Annotated in this window: 14 protein-coding genes; 6 read left to right on the forward strand and 8 right to left on the reverse strand. The window is 64.9% G+C overall.

The window, feature by feature from the left end; translation table 11 throughout:
• Nucleotides 1–198, reverse strand: a 198-nt coding sequence (locus M3I54_RS27900; RefSeq protein WP_254341894.1) for a transposase, incomplete at its 3' end; no start/stop codon positions are given.
• A gap of 61 nt (nucleotides 199–259) precedes the next feature.
• Between M3I54_RS27900 and M3I54_RS27905 the strand changes: the two genes are divergently transcribed.
• Complete coding sequence (locus M3I54_RS27905; protein ID WP_254341895.1) at nucleotides 260–2,530, forward strand: DNA polymerase II; 2,271 nt, start codon at nucleotides 260–262, stop codon at nucleotides 2,528–2,530.
• Between the two features lie 21 nt (nucleotides 2,531–2,551).
• On the opposite strand, the gene M3I54_RS27910 is transcribed toward M3I54_RS27905, so the two are convergent.
• Nucleotides 2,552–3,955 carry a PLP-dependent aminotransferase family protein gene (locus M3I54_RS27910; RefSeq protein WP_254341896.1) on the reverse strand — a complete coding sequence of 468 codons (1,404 nt, stop codon included), beginning with the start codon at nucleotides 3,953–3,955 and terminating at the stop codon, nucleotides 2,552–2,554.
• Between the two features lie 170 nt (nucleotides 3,956–4,125).
• Between M3I54_RS27910 and M3I54_RS27915 the strand changes: the two genes are divergently transcribed.
• From M3I54_RS27915 to M3I54_RS27925, 3 genes are all read left to right on the forward strand, one after another.
• Entirely contained in the window at nucleotides 4,126–5,454 is a 1,329-nt protein-coding gene (locus tag M3I54_RS27915; RefSeq protein WP_254341897.1) for an aspartate aminotransferase family protein, read from the forward strand.
• A gap of 265 nt (nucleotides 5,455–5,719) precedes the next feature.
• Complete coding sequence (locus M3I54_RS27920; RefSeq protein WP_254341898.1) at nucleotides 5,720–5,968, forward strand: hypothetical protein; 249 nt, start codon at nucleotides 5,720–5,722, stop codon at nucleotides 5,966–5,968.
• A 44-nt stretch (nucleotides 5,969–6,012) separates the two neighbouring features.
• A complete protein-coding gene (locus M3I54_RS27925; protein ID WP_254341899.1) occupies nucleotides 6,013–7,080 on the forward strand; it encodes an NAD(P)/FAD-dependent oxidoreductase in 1,068 nt (355 codons plus the stop codon).
• A gap of 37 nt (nucleotides 7,081–7,117) precedes the next feature.
• On the opposite strand, the gene pcaC is transcribed toward M3I54_RS27925, so the two are convergent.
• The 5 genes from pcaC to M3I54_RS27950 all read right to left on the reverse strand — a co-directional run bounded on the left by pcaC (nucleotide 7,118) and on the right by M3I54_RS27950 (nucleotide 11,206).
• A complete protein-coding gene (gene pcaC, locus M3I54_RS27930) occupies nucleotides 7,118–7,507 on the reverse strand; it encodes a 4-carboxymuconolactone decarboxylase (protein WP_254341900.1) in 390 nt (129 codons plus the stop codon).
• Nucleotides 7,507–8,295: a 3-oxoadipate enol-lactonase gene (gene pcaD / locus M3I54_RS27935; RefSeq protein WP_254341901.1), complete on the reverse strand. Its 789-nt coding sequence runs from the start codon at nucleotides 8,293–8,295 to the stop codon at nucleotides 7,507–7,509. Before pcaD ends, pcaC begins: the two co-directional genes overlap by 1 nt.
• Before the next feature lie 29 nt (nucleotides 8,296–8,324).
• A complete protein-coding gene (locus tag M3I54_RS27940) occupies nucleotides 8,325–9,692 on the reverse strand; it encodes a 3-carboxy-cis,cis-muconate cycloisomerase (protein ID WP_254341902.1) in 1,368 nt (455 codons plus the stop codon).
• A gap of 129 nt (nucleotides 9,693–9,821) precedes the next feature.
• Nucleotides 9,822–10,481, reverse strand: coding sequence for a 3-oxoacid CoA-transferase subunit B (locus M3I54_RS27945; RefSeq protein WP_028206364.1), 660 nt, complete (start codon nucleotides 10,479–10,481; stop codon nucleotides 9,822–9,824).
• Between the two features lie 17 nt (nucleotides 10,482–10,498).
• On the reverse strand, nucleotides 10,499–11,206 hold the full coding sequence (locus tag M3I54_RS27950) for a 3-oxoacid CoA-transferase subunit A (protein WP_254341903.1): 708 nt from the start codon (nucleotides 11,204–11,206) through the stop codon (nucleotides 10,499–10,501).
• A 310-nt stretch (nucleotides 11,207–11,516) separates the two neighbouring features.
• On the opposite strand from M3I54_RS27950, the gene M3I54_RS27955 reads away from it, so the two are divergent.
• Together M3I54_RS27955 and folE are read left to right on the forward strand one after the other, a co-directional pair.
• Complete coding sequence (locus M3I54_RS27955; protein ID WP_254341904.1) at nucleotides 11,517–12,440, forward strand: LysR family transcriptional regulator; 924 nt, start codon at nucleotides 11,517–11,519, stop codon at nucleotides 12,438–12,440.
• A gap of 90 nt (nucleotides 12,441–12,530) precedes the next feature.
• Nucleotides 12,531–13,211: a GTP cyclohydrolase I FolE gene (folE, locus tag M3I54_RS27960; RefSeq protein WP_254341905.1), complete on the forward strand. Its 681-nt coding sequence runs from the start codon at nucleotides 12,531–12,533 to the stop codon at nucleotides 13,209–13,211.
• A gap of 47 nt (nucleotides 13,212–13,258) precedes the next feature.
• Here the strand turns inward: folE and epsC are convergent, their stop codons facing one another.
• On the reverse strand, nucleotides 13,259–14,188 hold the full coding sequence (gene epsC, locus M3I54_RS27965) for a serine O-acetyltransferase EpsC (RefSeq protein WP_254341906.1): 930 nt from the start codon (nucleotides 14,186–14,188) through the stop codon (nucleotides 13,259–13,261).
• Nucleotides 14,189–14,206: the final 18 nt, after the last annotated feature.

Below are 14,206 nucleotides of genomic sequence, written 5' to 3' on the forward strand. Positions count from 1 at the left end.
CGGGCGCAAACCCCGATCCCGCTCTTCCTTGCGCACCCAGCTACGCAGCGTCTCGCCCGAGCAGCCCAGCTTCGCTGCGATCGAGGCGATCACTTTCCATTGCGATTCGTGGTCGCCCTGATGTTCCAGTACCATTCGCACAGCCCGCTCACGAACTTCCGGCGAGTACCTTGGGGACTTCTTCTTGGTGTTTTCCATAGCTCCATTTTCTCAAGAAGTGGAGCCTCCGGAAATCCCGGGGCGGTTCAGACCGCGCCAGTTGCGCCTGCGTCCCCAACCTTCTGTCGCATTCGTGCCGGCCGCCCAGGAAGCCGCGGCCCGTGCCGCGCTAAAGGGCGACGCACGCACCGAGCTACGCCCGCTCAATCTGTGCGACTTCCAGCGCCGGCCGGTGCTTGGGCTCTATTCGCCGCTATATCGCGCGTTGGCCGGGCACGCAAAGCGCCTCGCCAAAGCGGGCGTCGACGTCTACGAAGCCGATATCCAGCCGCCGGACCGCTACATGATGGAGCGCTTCATCACGGCGCCTGTGCTGTTTCGCGGCGATGCAGGTAACCTGGACGAAAGCGGCGTACTGCTCGACGGCGAGATGAAACCCGCCAACGGCTATCGCCCGCGCCTGAGACTGGTGTCGCTCGACATCGAAACGAGCGCACAGGGCGAGCTTTATTCGATTGCGCTCGAAGGCTGCGGACAACGCCAGGTCTACATGCTTGGCCCCGCAAACGGTGACGCGAGCGAGATCGACTTCGACTTCGAATACTGCGAAAGCCGCGCGCAGATGCTCCATCGCCTCAACGCATGGATGGCGAAGCACGATCCCGACGCGATCATCGGCTGGAATCTCGTGCAGTTCGATTTGCGCGTGTTGCACGCGCACGCCCAGCAAACCGGCGTGCCCCTGCGTCTTGGGCGCGGCGGCGAGGTCATGGAATGGCGCGAGCACGGCATGCGGGAGAATCATTTCTTCGCGGGCGCCGCGGGCCGCCTCATCATCGACGGCATCGAGGCGCTACGCTCGGCCACCTGGAGCTTTCCGTCGTTCAGCCTCGAATACGTCGCGCAGGCGCTGCTCGGCGAGGGTAAGTCGATCGACAATCCGTATCAGCGCATGGACGAGATCCAGCGCCGCTTCGACGAAGACAAACCCGCGCTGGCCAGCTACAACCTCAAGGATTGCGAACTGGTTACGCGCGTCTTCGAGAAAACCGAACTGATGGCCTTTCTGCTCGAACGCGCATCCGTAACGGGGCTGCCCGTGGATCGCAGCGGCGGCTCGGTAGCCGCGTTCACCCATCTGTATCTGCCGAAAATGCATCGGCTCGGCTACGTCGCGCCGAATCTCGGCGACGTGGTGGGCGAAAACAGCCCCGGCGGCTTCGTCATGGACTCGCGCCCCGGCATCTACGATTCGGTGCTCGTGCTCGATTACAAGAGCCTCTACCCCTCGATCATCCGCACCTTCCTGATCGATCCGGTCGGGCTCATCGAAGGTCTGAGCGACCCCGGCGACGAAGCGTCCGTGCCCGGCTTTCTCGGCGCGCGCTTTTCCCGCGAGAAGCACTGCCTGCCGGAAATCGTGCGCCAGGTGTGGGAGGGCCGCGAAAATGCGAAGCGGCAGCACAACGCCCCGCTTTCGCAGGCGCTCAAGATCATCATGAACGCGTTTTACGGCGTGCTCGGATCAACAGGCTGCCGCTTCTTCGACCCGCGCCTCGCCTCTTCGATCACGATGCGCGGGCACGAGATCATGCGCAGAACACGTCAGCTCATCGAGGCGCAAGGCTACGACGTGATCTACGGCGACACCGACTCGACCTTCGTCTGGCTCAAGCACGCGCACAGCGAAGCCGACGCCACGCGCACCGGCAAGCAACTCGTCGAGCACGTCAATGCCTGGTGGAACACTGAACTGCAAGAACGCTTCGGTCTCCAAAGCGCTCTGGAATTGCAGTTCGAACGCCATTACTCGCGCTTTCTCATGCCCACGGTACGCGGCGCGGAAGAAGGCAGTAAAAAGCGCTACGCCGGCCTCACGCTTGCGAAGAACGGCGGCGAAGAAGTCGTGTTCAAGGGCCTCGAAACCGTGCGCACCGACTGGACGCCGCTCGCACAGGAATTCCAGCGCGAACTGTACCGGCGCATTTTCCAGCGCGAGCCCTACGTGGAGTACATCCGCGACTATGTGCGGCGCACGCTCAATGGCGAACTGGACGACCAGCTCGTCTACCGCAAGCGCTTGCGACGGCCGCTCGCCGAGTACCAGCGCAACGTGCCGCCGCACGTGCGGGCGGCGCGTGTCGCGGACGAGTTCAATCGCGCGAAAGGCCGTCCGCTCCAGTATCAGAATGGCGGCTGGATCAGCTACGTGATGACGACGGCCGGACCCGAGCCGCTCGAAACGCTGAGTTCGCCGCTCGATTACGCGTTCTATGTGAGCCGCCAGCTACAGCCGGTTGCGGACGCGATTCTGCCTTTCCTGCGCGACGATTTCGATACGTTGATGTCGGGGCAGCAGAGTCTGTTTTAACCATGCGCCCTCTCGCACGCCCTAGCGCGCGCGCTCGATAAACCGCCACAGCGCATCGTCGGTCGAATACGGCGCGTTGAAGCGAAACCACGCGCTCGGTTCGTCGTCCGGCCTGAAATAGGAGCCAGGCGCGAGCCAGATGCCATCGCGCAGCGCCGCCGTGGCGATCGCGCCGGCCCGCTCGGGTTCGATAGCAAGGCGCGCCCACACGAACAGCCCCGCGCGCGGCCGGTGGAATATCTCGAGCCCCAGCGCGTCGAGCCGCTCCTCCACGCAGGCATGCGCGGCCTTCAGCCGTTCGTTCACGAGTTCGACGTGGCGCGCGTGGCGCCCTTCGAGCAAGACCTTGTCCACCATGCGCTCGATGGTCGCCGACGAGGTGAGCCCCACCGCCATCTTCGCGCGCGCCAGTTCGCGCAGCACATCGCGCTCGGCGACCACATAGCCGCAACGCAGCGAAGGCGTGACCGTCTTCGAAAAGCCGCTGACGTACAGCACGCGCTGCAAGCCTTCCATCGCCGCGAGCAGCGGCGCGCCAGGCGGCGCAAGCTCGCGGCTCACATCGTCCTCGACGACCCACATGCGCTGGCGCTCGGCGATCTGCAGCAAGCGGAAGGCGTTGGACATCGCATACGTCGCGCCGGTGGGATTCTGCAGCGTCGTGTTCACGAAGATCGCCTTCGGCTGGTGCGCCGTCACCTGGCGCTCGAGCGCCTCGATGTCGAGCCCGGCCGGCGTGCGCGGCACGCCGTGCACCGTGAGCCCCGCGAGCTTGAGGATCTGCAGCAGATTGCAGTAGCCGGGGTCTTCCACGAGCACCGTGTCGCCGGGCCGCAACAGCGTACGCACGATGAGATCGAGCCCCTGCGTCGCGCCCTGCGTGAGCAGGACGTTCGACACCTCGACAGGCAGCCCCTGCCGGTCCAGTTGCGCCGCGATGCGCTCGCGCAGCGGCGCGTAACCGTACGGGTGCCCGTAGTCGCCAAGACGCACCGCCGGTACCCGGCTCATGGCGCGCAACGCGTGCTGCAGGCCGCTTTCGTTGATCCACTCGCCCGGCACCCAGCCACAGCCCGCCTTGATCGGCACCGAATGATCGGCGAACACGTCGGAGAGCAGCCAGGTCGCCGTTAGTGTGGGCGGCTGCCAGCCCGTCGCGCTCGCCCGCGCCGACTCGTTGCGGAGCGCCACGCGGTAGCCCGAGCCACGCCGCGCAACGACGAAGCCCATCGAAACGAGACGGTTGTACGCCTCGGTCACTGTATAGGTGGATAGCTCGTGGGTTTGCGCGAGCTGCCGCACCGAGGGCAGCAGCGCGCCGGCGCGCAGCGATTGCGCTTCGATCGCGCGCGTAAAGCCCTGCACGAGCTGCTCGACGAGCGTCGTCGTGACGCCGCGGCCGCGCTCCAGTTCGAGTTCGATCATCGGGAAAGCAAGCGTATAGTGCGAGGGAAAACCCGTACGATTCGGGGCACCGACCAATACAGTTGGCGAGAATTGTCCAGCACGGTTTGCAGAGCAGTATAGAGACTGTCTATGCCGTCGTTCAAGCCTCGGCGCTACAGTTGAGCCAACCCACCTGAGGAGAAGCACGCATGACTTCGCGCCCCGTCATCGACGATCTCTCGTCGTTCTGGATGCCCTTCACCGCCAACCGCCAGTTCAAGGCCGCACCGCGCCTGCTCGAATCGGCCAAGGGCATGTACTACCGCACGACCGATGGCCGCGAAGTGCTGGACGGCAGCGCGGGCCTCTGGTGCGTGAACGCAGGCCATGCGCGCGAGGAAATCGTCGCGGCCATCGCGCAGCAAGCCGCGACGCTCGACTTCGCCCCCACGTTCCAGATGGGCCACCCGCTCGCGTTCGAAGCGGCCCAGAAGATCGCGGAAATCATGCCGGCCGGGCTCGACCGTGTGTTCTTCACGAACTCCGGCTCGGAGTCGGTCGACACCGCGCTGAAGATCGCGCTCGCCTACCATCGCGCGCGCGGCGAAGGCCAGCGCACCAAGCTGATCGGTCGCGAGCGCGGCTATCACGGCGTGGGCTTCGGCGGCATCTCGGTGGGCGGCATCGCGCCGAATCGCAAGGCGTTTTCGGGCCAGCTGCTGCCCGCCGTCGATCATCTGCCGCACACGCATGATCTCGAGCACAACGCGTTCTCGAAGGGCCAGCCGGCCTGGGGCGCCCATCTCGCTGAAGACCTCGAGCGCATCGTCGCGCTGCACGACGCCTCGACCATCGCCGCCGTGATCGTCGAACCCGTGGCGGGCTCGACCGGCGTGCTGATTCCGCCGCAAGGCTATCTGCAGCGTCTGCGCGAGATTTGCACGAAGCACGGCATCCTGCTGATTTTCGACGAGGTCATCACGGGCTTCGGGCGCCTCGGCAAGGCCACGGCCAGCGAGTATTTCGGCGTGACGCCCGACATCATCACCATGGCCAAGGCAATCAACAACGCCGCCGTGCCGATGGGCGGCGTGGCCGCAAGCCGCACGGTTCACGACACGATCGTGAACAGCGGCGCGCAGGGCGCAATCGAACTGTTCCACGGCTACACCTATTCGGCGCACCCGCTCGCTGCCGCCGCCGCAATCGCGACGCAGGACCTGTATCGGCGCGATGGCCTGTTCGAGCGCGCCGACGCGCTCGCGCCGAAGTTCGAGGCCGCCGCGCATGCGCTGCGCGGCGAGAAGCATGTGAAGGACGTGCGCAATCTCGGCCTCGTCGCCGGCGTTGAACTCGACTCGCGCGACGGCGCGCCGGGCGCGCGCGCTTACGAGGTTTTCGTGAAGTGCTTCGAGGCGGGCGTGCTGATCCGCTTCACGGGCGACATCCTCGCGTTCTCGCCGCCGCTCATCGTGACCGAAGAGGAAATCGCACGCCTGTTCGGCACGGTACGCGACGTGCTCGCCACCGTGCAGTAAGGCGCGAGGCGCGAGCGAACCTTTACTCGCGCCTGCTTTCATTTGGTAATACGCCGCAAGGGCGGCCCGGGTTCGGGCCGCCCTTTTCTTTTTTCGGCCGTTGGACTCACTCAATACTCAAGCAGCAGGATTGCGCAGCCGTACGCGCGAGGACCAGGTTCAAGCACGGAGCGCGCCATCGGCGTATCGTTGCCCTATCCGCCATTGCAAACGCGATTGCGGCGAGCGCGCATCGACCGACGTGCGCTGGCCAGGAGGGAATCTCATGAAGATGCCAGTCCGCATCGGCACGCATATCGAGGGCATCCACTGGATCGCCGAGTATGTGGAATCGACTCATCAAATCCGTGTGTTCCGTGACGGCCGCGTGGTCGACACGATCCCCGCGCCCGCGGCCATGTTCGGCGAAGAGCGCGACGCGGGTTCGGCCAGCGACGCGGCGAGCCGCGCCGAGGAGGCCGCGCTGCTCGCCTGCCTGCGCCGCTACGTAGCCGACGTGCAGCCCGAAGAATAGGACTCTTGATCATTATCCCTGCCTCTTGCAAGGAGAGCTCGCCGATGAACGAGCGCAACGATCACTTCCCGCCCCAGCTTATCGAAACCGATGCGCTCATCATCGGTACGGGGCCGGTGGGTCTCTTCCAGGTGTTCGAACTCGGCCTGATGGAAATCCACGCACACGTGGTCGATTCGCTGCCGGTGGTGGGCGGCCAGTGTGCCGAGCTTTACCCCGACAAGCCGATCTACGACATTCCGGCGGTGCTGATGTGCACCGGGCAACAGCTAGTCGATGCGCTGATGCAGCAAATCGAGCCTTTTGGCGCGACGTTCCATCTCGGCCAGGAAGTGCAAATCGTCGAGCCGCGCGCCGACGGCCGCTTTTTCGTGCAGACGAGCAAGGGTACGCAGTTTCTGACGAAGACGGTGTTCATCGCGGCGGGCGTGGGCTCGTTTCAGCCGCGCACGCTCAAGCTGAGCGGCATCGAGCGTTACCGCGACACGCAGTTGTTCTATCGCGTGCGTGATCTCGAGCGCTTTCGCGACAAGGGCGTCGTGGTGTGCGGCGGCGGGGATTCGGCGCTCGATTGGGCGCTGCAGCTCGTGGACGTCGCGCAGAGTGTGATTCTGCTGCATCGGCGTGAGGGCTATCGCGCGGCGCCGGCAACGGTCGCGAAGATGCACGCGCTATGCGAGGAGTGGCGCATGCAGTCCATCGTCGGCCAACTGACCGGCTTCGACGACGAAGGCGGCAAGCTCACGCGCATCAAGGTAACCGGCGGCGACGGCGTCACGCGCTCGCTGGATCTCGATTACCTGCTGGTGTTCTACGGCTTGTCGCCACAACTCGGGCCGATCGCGCAATGGGGTCTTGAAATCGAACGCAAGCAGTTGCCGGTGGATACGGCGCGCTTCGAAACGAGCGTGCCGGGCATCTTTGCCGTCGGCGATATCAATACTTACCCGGGCAAGAAGAAGCTGATTCTCTCCGGCTTTCACGAAGCCGCGCTCGCTGCGTTCGCCGCGGCGCATCATGTGTTTCCTGAAAAGAAAATTCATCTGCAGTACACGACGACCAGCACGCGCCTGCACAAAGTGCTCGGCGTGGAGTCGCCGATGTTCGACTGAACGCGGGGCGAGTGCCCCGCGTGTTGTCACCGCACGATCAGGCCTGCTCGGCGTCCTGCTCGCGGAAGATGCGGTCGGCGAGATGGAACGCCGAGTTCGCCGCCGGCACGCCGCAGTAAATCGCGGTCTGCAGCAACACTTCCTTGATCTCGTCGCGCGTCACGCCGTTGTTGCGCGCGGCACGCAGATGCAGCGCAAGTTCTTCGCTGCGGTTGAGCGCGACCATCATCGCGATCGTCAGCAGGCTGCGCGTGTGGCGCGGCAAGCCATCACGCGTCCAGATCTCGCCCCACGCGTAGCGCGAAATGAAGTTCTGGAAATCTTCGGTCACTTCGGTGCGGTTGGCGAGCGAGCGTTCGACGTGCGCGTCGCCCAGTACCGCGCGGCGCACCTTCATGCCCGCTTCGTAGCGGTCTTCGTCGTTCATCACGCCCCCAGCAGGAAATCGACCACGATCTTGTTGTACTCGTCCGCCTGCTCGACGTTCGAGATGTGCGCGGCGTTCAACTCGACATAGCGTGCGCCCGGCACCGATTCGGCCAATTCGCGTCCTTGGGCGGGTGTCGCGGCCAGATCGTGCGTGCCCGAGATCACGAGCGTACGTGCCTTGATCGACGGCGCCTCACCGCGCAGGTCGGCAGCGTTGATCGCTTCGCAGTTCGAAGCATAGCCGTCCTTGTCGGTATGCACGAACACGTCGCGCACTTGCGACATCACAAGCGCATTGTTCGCGATGAATTCGGGCGTGTACCAGCGCGGCAGCACCGCGTCGGCGAGTGCGAGCATGCCTTCGCTGCGAGCCTTCACCGCACGCGGGACCCACACCTCCGGCGAGCCGATCTTCGCGGCCGTATTGCACAGCACGAGGCGATCGATGCGGTTGGCGTAACGCGCGCCGAGGCCGACGCCGGTCAGGCCGCCCATCGAAACACCCACGAAATGCGCGCGTTCGATGCCAAGCTGGTCCATCAGGCCGATTACGTCGCCAGTCAGTTGCTCGATGGTGTACGGGCCCAGCGGCGCCGCCGAGTGGCCGTGGCCGCGCGTGTCGTAGCGCAGAACGCGGAAATGCTTCGTGAACTCGACGATCTGCGGCGTCCACATCGACACGTCGCTACCGAGCGAATTCGACAGAACCACCCATGGCGCCGAGTGGTTCTCCGCACCGTCGATGCGGTAGAACAAATGCGTGTCGTTGACGGCTGCGTAAGGCATGCGTGTTACTCCTCGTGTGTCTTCTATGATCAATGGGACGTGCGTTGCTTCGCTTTCGCTTCATACGACGCGAGCACCGCGTCGACGAACGCGTGCGCCTGTCCCACGTAATTGGCCGGATCGAGCAGCGCCTTGAGGCGCGCTTCGTCCAGGTGCCGGGTAACGGCGGGATCCGCCGCGAGGACTTCATACAGAGTCCGGCCGCTTTGCACCGCCGCTTTCGATGCGTGCTCAACGAGATGATGCGCGTCCAGACGCCCGATCTGGTCGCCGAGCGCGAGCATCACGGCTTCGCCGAGAATGAGGCCGTGCGTGATGTCGAGATTCGCCGCGAGCCGTTCGGGCCGCACTTCGAGTCCCGCCGTGATTTGTTCGATCTGCGCGAGCGCGCCGCCCGCGAGGCGCGCGAGATCGGGCAGCGCGTCCCACTCGGCTTGCCAGCCGCCGAGTGCGCGCTCATGTTCCTGAACCATGCCCGCGAACACCGTCGCGACGAGGCCCGGCGCGCGCGTGGCAGCCGTCAGGACTGCCGCGCAACCCACGGGATTGCGCTTGTGCGGCATGGTCGAGGAACCGCCCTTGCCCGCCACCGCCGGTTCGCCCAGCTCGCCGATTTCGGTTTGCATCTGCAAGGAGATGTCGCGCGCGATCTTGCCCAGCGTGCCGATGAGCATGCCGAAGAACGATGCGGCTTCGGCAATGCGGTCGCGCTGCGTGTGCCACGGCAAGGCAGGCAACGTGAGACCGAGTTCTTGCGCGAGCGCTGCGCTCACCGTCGGGGCGGCGTCGCGCAAGCTCGCGAGCGTGCCGGCCGCGCCGCCGAACTGCAGCACGAGCGCTCGCTCGCGCAGCACAACAAGGCGTTCGCGATGGCGCAGCATCGCGTCGAGCCATTGCGCGAACTTCAATCCGAGCGTGATGGGCAGCGCCTGCTGCAGCCACGTGCGCCCGACCGCCGGCGTCGCGCGATGCGTGCGCGCGAGGTCCGCCAGCGTCGCGCAGAGCGCGTCGATGCCGCGCTCGATCAGCATGAGCGCGTCGCGCAACTGCAGCACGGTGGCCGTATCGATGATGTCCTGGCTCGTGGCGCCCCAGTGAACGTATTTGGCGGCTTCGGGGTCGGCGGACTTCACGCGCGCCGTGAGCTGCTTGATGAGCGGGATCGCCAGGTTGCCGCCCAGCGCGGCGTCGCGTGCGAGCGCCGGCGCGTCGAGCTGATCCGCCGCGCAGGCCTCGACGATCGAGGCCACGGCCGACTGCGGAATCACGCCATGAGCCGCCGAGGCGCGCGCGAGCGCCGCTTCGACGTCCAGCATGCGTTGCAGCGTGGCATCGGGAGACCAGACCGCATTCATCGGTTCGGTCCCGCAGATCAGGCTCGTGAGGCGTTCAATCATGGAGTGTGGCGCGTAGAAAAAAGCGGGCGATCAAATACAGACGGAACGAAGCGGGCGCGGCAACCGTCGACTGATGCCGACAGTTGCCGCGCCACTCACGTGCGAACGATGCGCACGTCGACGAACAGTTTACGCTGCGCGACGGTTTTGCGTCGCGTCGATCAGCGGCACGCCGGCTAGCTTCTGCAGCGCGTCGAAATCGATGTCCGAATAGATCTCGCGCACGGCGAGGCCTTCGGGCGTGACGTCGAACGCGGCGAGGTCGGTATAGATGCGGCCCACGCAGCCCACGCCCGTCACCGGGTACGAGCATTCGCTCACGAGCTTGCTTTCGCCCTGCTTCGTCAGCAGTTCCATCATGACGAACACCTGCTTGGCGCCGAGCGCGAGGTCCATTGCGCCACCCACGGCCGGAATCGCGTCGGGCGCGCCGGTGTGCCAGTTCGCGAGGTCGCCACTGACGGACACCTGGAACGCGCCGAGCACGCAGTAGTCGAGGTGGCCGCCGCGCATCATCGCGAACGAGTCGGCGTGGTGGAAGTAGGCGCCACCGGTGAGCAGCGTGACGTGCTGCTTGCCCGCGTTGATGAGCTCGTCGTCTTCCTCGCCGGGCGCGGGCGCCGGGCCCATGCCGAGCAGGCCGTTCTCGCTGTGCAGGAAGATTTCCTTGCTCGGATCGAGGTGGTTGGCCACCAGCGTCGGAACGCCGATGCCGAGATTCACATACGCGCCTTCGGGAATGTCCGCGGCCACGCGCTTGGCCATTTCGTCGCGATTCAGTCGTTTCATTGCCTCTCTCCGTTCCTTCAGGCTGCCTGGCCGCTTTGGTCGGCGTGCGCTTGGTGCGCCGCTTGCGGCACTTCCACTACGCGTTGCACGAAAATGCCGGGCGTCACGATGTTTTCCGGATCGAGCTGACCGAGTTCGACAACCTCCGAAACCTGCGCGATGGCGACCTTCGCCGCGCTCGCCATGATCGGGCCGAAGTTGCGCGCCGTCTTGCGGTAGACGAGGTTGCCCCAGCGATCGCCCTTGTACGCCTTGATGAGCGCGAAGTCGGCGTGCAGCGGCGCTTCGAGCACGTAGTGACGACCGTCGATCAGGCGCGTTTCCTTGCCTTCGGCGAGCTTCGTGGCGTAGCCCGTGGGCGTGAAGAAGCCGCCAATGCCGGCGCCAGCGGCGCGGATGCGCTCGGCCAGATTACCTTGCGGCACGAGTTCGAGCTCGATTTCGCCGGCGCGATAGAGCGCGTCGAACACATACGAGTCGGTCTGGCGCGGGAACGAGCAGATGATCTTGCGCACACGCTTCGCCTTGAGCAGCGCCGCAAGGCCGATGTCGCCGTTGCCTGCGTTGTTGTTGACGATGGTGAGGTCGCGCGCGCCCTGCTCGATGAGCGCGTCGATCAGTTCGGCGGGCATACCGGCCGTGCCGAAGCCGCCGATCATCACCGTGGCGCCGTCATGCACATCGGCCACGGCGGCTTGAAGCGAGTCGAAAATCTTGTTGATCATGCCTGTTCCTGAAAGCGATGCGCATCGCGGAAGGTCCACGTCACTCGATCGCGAAAAAGTTCTATATACGAACACTGATTCGTTTAGCGAACGTCCAGCGCATTATCGGAGTGTATTCAAGCGCTTGTCAAGGCGGGTCTACCCACACAGGCAATCTACTTCATGTCCGCGCTGGTGCGCGCCGGTTCGCACACGCGGCCGGTCCTTCAAGCCAGGCGCGCCCGTGGGCACATACCCCAATATCCGGAATTCCGATTCATCGACTAGTCTTTATCCGATTTCGACATAATGCGCCGCCGCCCTCGCCTTCATGCAAGACCTCGATCTGAATCTCATCCCCTTTCTCGTGGCCATGGAGGAAACGCGCAATGTGAGCCGCGCCGCCGAGCGACTCGGCGTGAGCCAGCCGCGCGTGAGCACGGCGCTCGGCAAGCTGCGAGAGTACTTCGGCGACCCGCTCTTCGTGCGCACCTCGCGCGGCATGGAACCTACGCCGCGCGCGCTCGGTCTCATTCCCGCCGCGCGCGATGCGCTGGTGCGCATCGAGAAAGGCATGCTGCAGGCGCAAGACTTCGATCCCGCCACGAGCACGCACACGTTCTCCATCGCACTCTCCGACGTCGGCGAGATCGTGTTTCTTCCGCGCCTCTTGCAGGTGTTCGCCGAGCGCGCGCCTAATGCGAACCTGCGTTCGGTGTCGCTGCCGCCAAGCCAGGTCGAGCGCGGTCTCGAATCGGGCGACATCGATCTCGCGGTCGGTTATTTCCCCGACCTCGGCGGCAACAACTTCTTCCAGCAGCGCCTCTTCACGCACCGCTTCATCTGCATGATGCGCAGCGGGCATCCGCTCGCGGGCAAAGCCATGACGATCGAGCAGTTTCTCGCCATGGGCCATGCCGTCGTGCGCGCCGAGGGACGCAGCCAGGAAGTGCTGGAACAGTATCTGGAGAAAAGGCGCATGCGCCGCCGCGCCGTGCTCGAAACGCCTCACTTCATGAGCCTGCCGTTCATACTCACGCGCTCCGACCTCATCGCGACCGTGCCGCATGCAATTGGCTTCGCCTATGTGTCCGAGCATGCATCGATCACGCTCGTCGAGCCGCCGCTGCAGTTGCCGCGTTTCGATCTCAAGCAGCACTGGCATCGCAAGTATCACAATGCGCCGCGTGGCGAATGGCTGCGAAGCATCGTGGCAGAACTGTTCAACGACGCCATGGACGAATGGCCCAAATGAGCCCTCGCGCCAAGCACGGCAAAACATGAAACAATGGACGCTCGTGGTGCACGCCAGAGCGGCGTCCTCCCACCTGTCAGGAGCCCATGCATGAGCGAAGAAAAAAAGGCCGGGAAATCGAAGCAAAGCGCGACCCAAGGTTCGAAGCAACGCAAGAGCGTGACGAGCACGACCGCCGCGCGCCCGTCGCGCGCCGAAGCCGAGGACGCCGTGCGCGTGCTGTTGCGCTGGGCCGGGGACGATCCCGCTCGCGAAGGGCTGCTCGATACGCCGGGTCGCGTCGTGCGCGCCTATGAGGAATTCTTCGCGGGCTATGAGATCGATCCGCGCGAAATCCTGTCACGCACCTTCTCGGAGGTGGACGGCTACGACGAAATGATCGTATTGAAGGACATCCGCTTCGAGAGCTACTGCGAGCATCACATGGTGCCGATCATCGGGCGCGCACACGTGGCGTATTTGCCCGAGCATCGCGTGGTGGGTATCTCGAAGCTCGCGCGTCTCGTCGACGCGTTCGCGAAGCGCCTGCAGATCCAGGAGAAGATGACCGCGCAGATCGCCGACACGCTCAATGAAATCCTGCAGCCCAAGGGCGTGGGCGTGATACTCGAAGCAGCGCATCAATGCATGTCCACGCGCGGGGTGCACAAGGCGGGTGTGGCGATGGTGACGTCGCGCATGCTCGGCACGTTCCGCACCGATCCTTCCACGCGCCGCGAGTTTCTCGCGATCGTCGGCAATCCGGGTGCAATGAGCGTCGCGAATACCTGAACGCAACCAGCCGATAAAGAACGGGACCGCGTGTCCCGTTCCCCTCCTTACTTGAGCGGACCTTCGTCGCCCCGCTCGATCTCGCGAATCTTGCCCTGGCGCACGCTGCTGCCCGGCGGCACGCTATGCGTGAGCCACACGTTCCCGCCAATCACGGAGCCGCGTCCGATCGTCACGCGGCCGAGAATCGTCGCGCCCGCGTAGATCACCACGTCGTCCTCGACGATCGGATGGCGCGCATTGCCCTTCACGAGCGTACCGTCGAGGTCGGCCGCGAAACTCTTCGCACCGAGCGTCACGGCCTGATACACGCGCACGCGCTCGCCGATGATCGCCGTCTCGCCGATCACGACGCCCGTGCCGTGATCGATGAAGAAGCTCGAACCGATCTGTGCGCCCGGGTGAATGTCGATGCCCGTTGCCGAATGCGCGATCTCGTTGATGAAGCGCGCGAGCAATGGCACGCCTAGACGGTGCAGCGCATGCGCGAGCCGATGATGCGTCATGGCCCACACGCCCGGGTAGCACAGCAGGATCTCCGTGATGTGCTGCGCGGCCGGGTCGCCCGTGAACGCTGCCTGAATGTCGCTCACGAGCAGCGCGCGAATATCGGGCAGTTGCCGGCCGAACTCGCGCGCCACTTCGAATGCGCTCGCGCGCAGTTCGTCGTCGCTCGCCTGCGAGCTTTCCGGCAGGAAGCGCAACGCGCGGCGAATCTGCTCGGCAAGCAGCCGCAAGGTGCTGTCGAGCGTATGGCCCACGTAGTAGTCGATGCTCTCGTCGGTCAGGTCGGGCGCGCCGTAATGCGTGGGAAAGAGCGCGGCGCGCAGGCCGGCCACGATGTTGACGACCGCATCGCGTGACGGCAGTTCGCGGATACCGAGCGGATGGCGCGTGCGGTGACGCTCTTCACGCGACGCACGCAGATCGGCGACGATCTGTTCGAGACCCCAGTCGGGGGAAGCAGCTTTGGACATGGTGATGCGGCAGCAGAC

Origin of the sequence: Paraburkholderia sp. CNPSo 3274, assembly GCF_024206475.1 — a bacterium.
In the GTDB taxonomy this organism is placed as follows: domain Bacteria; phylum Pseudomonadota; class Gammaproteobacteria; order Burkholderiales; family Burkholderiaceae; genus Paraburkholderia.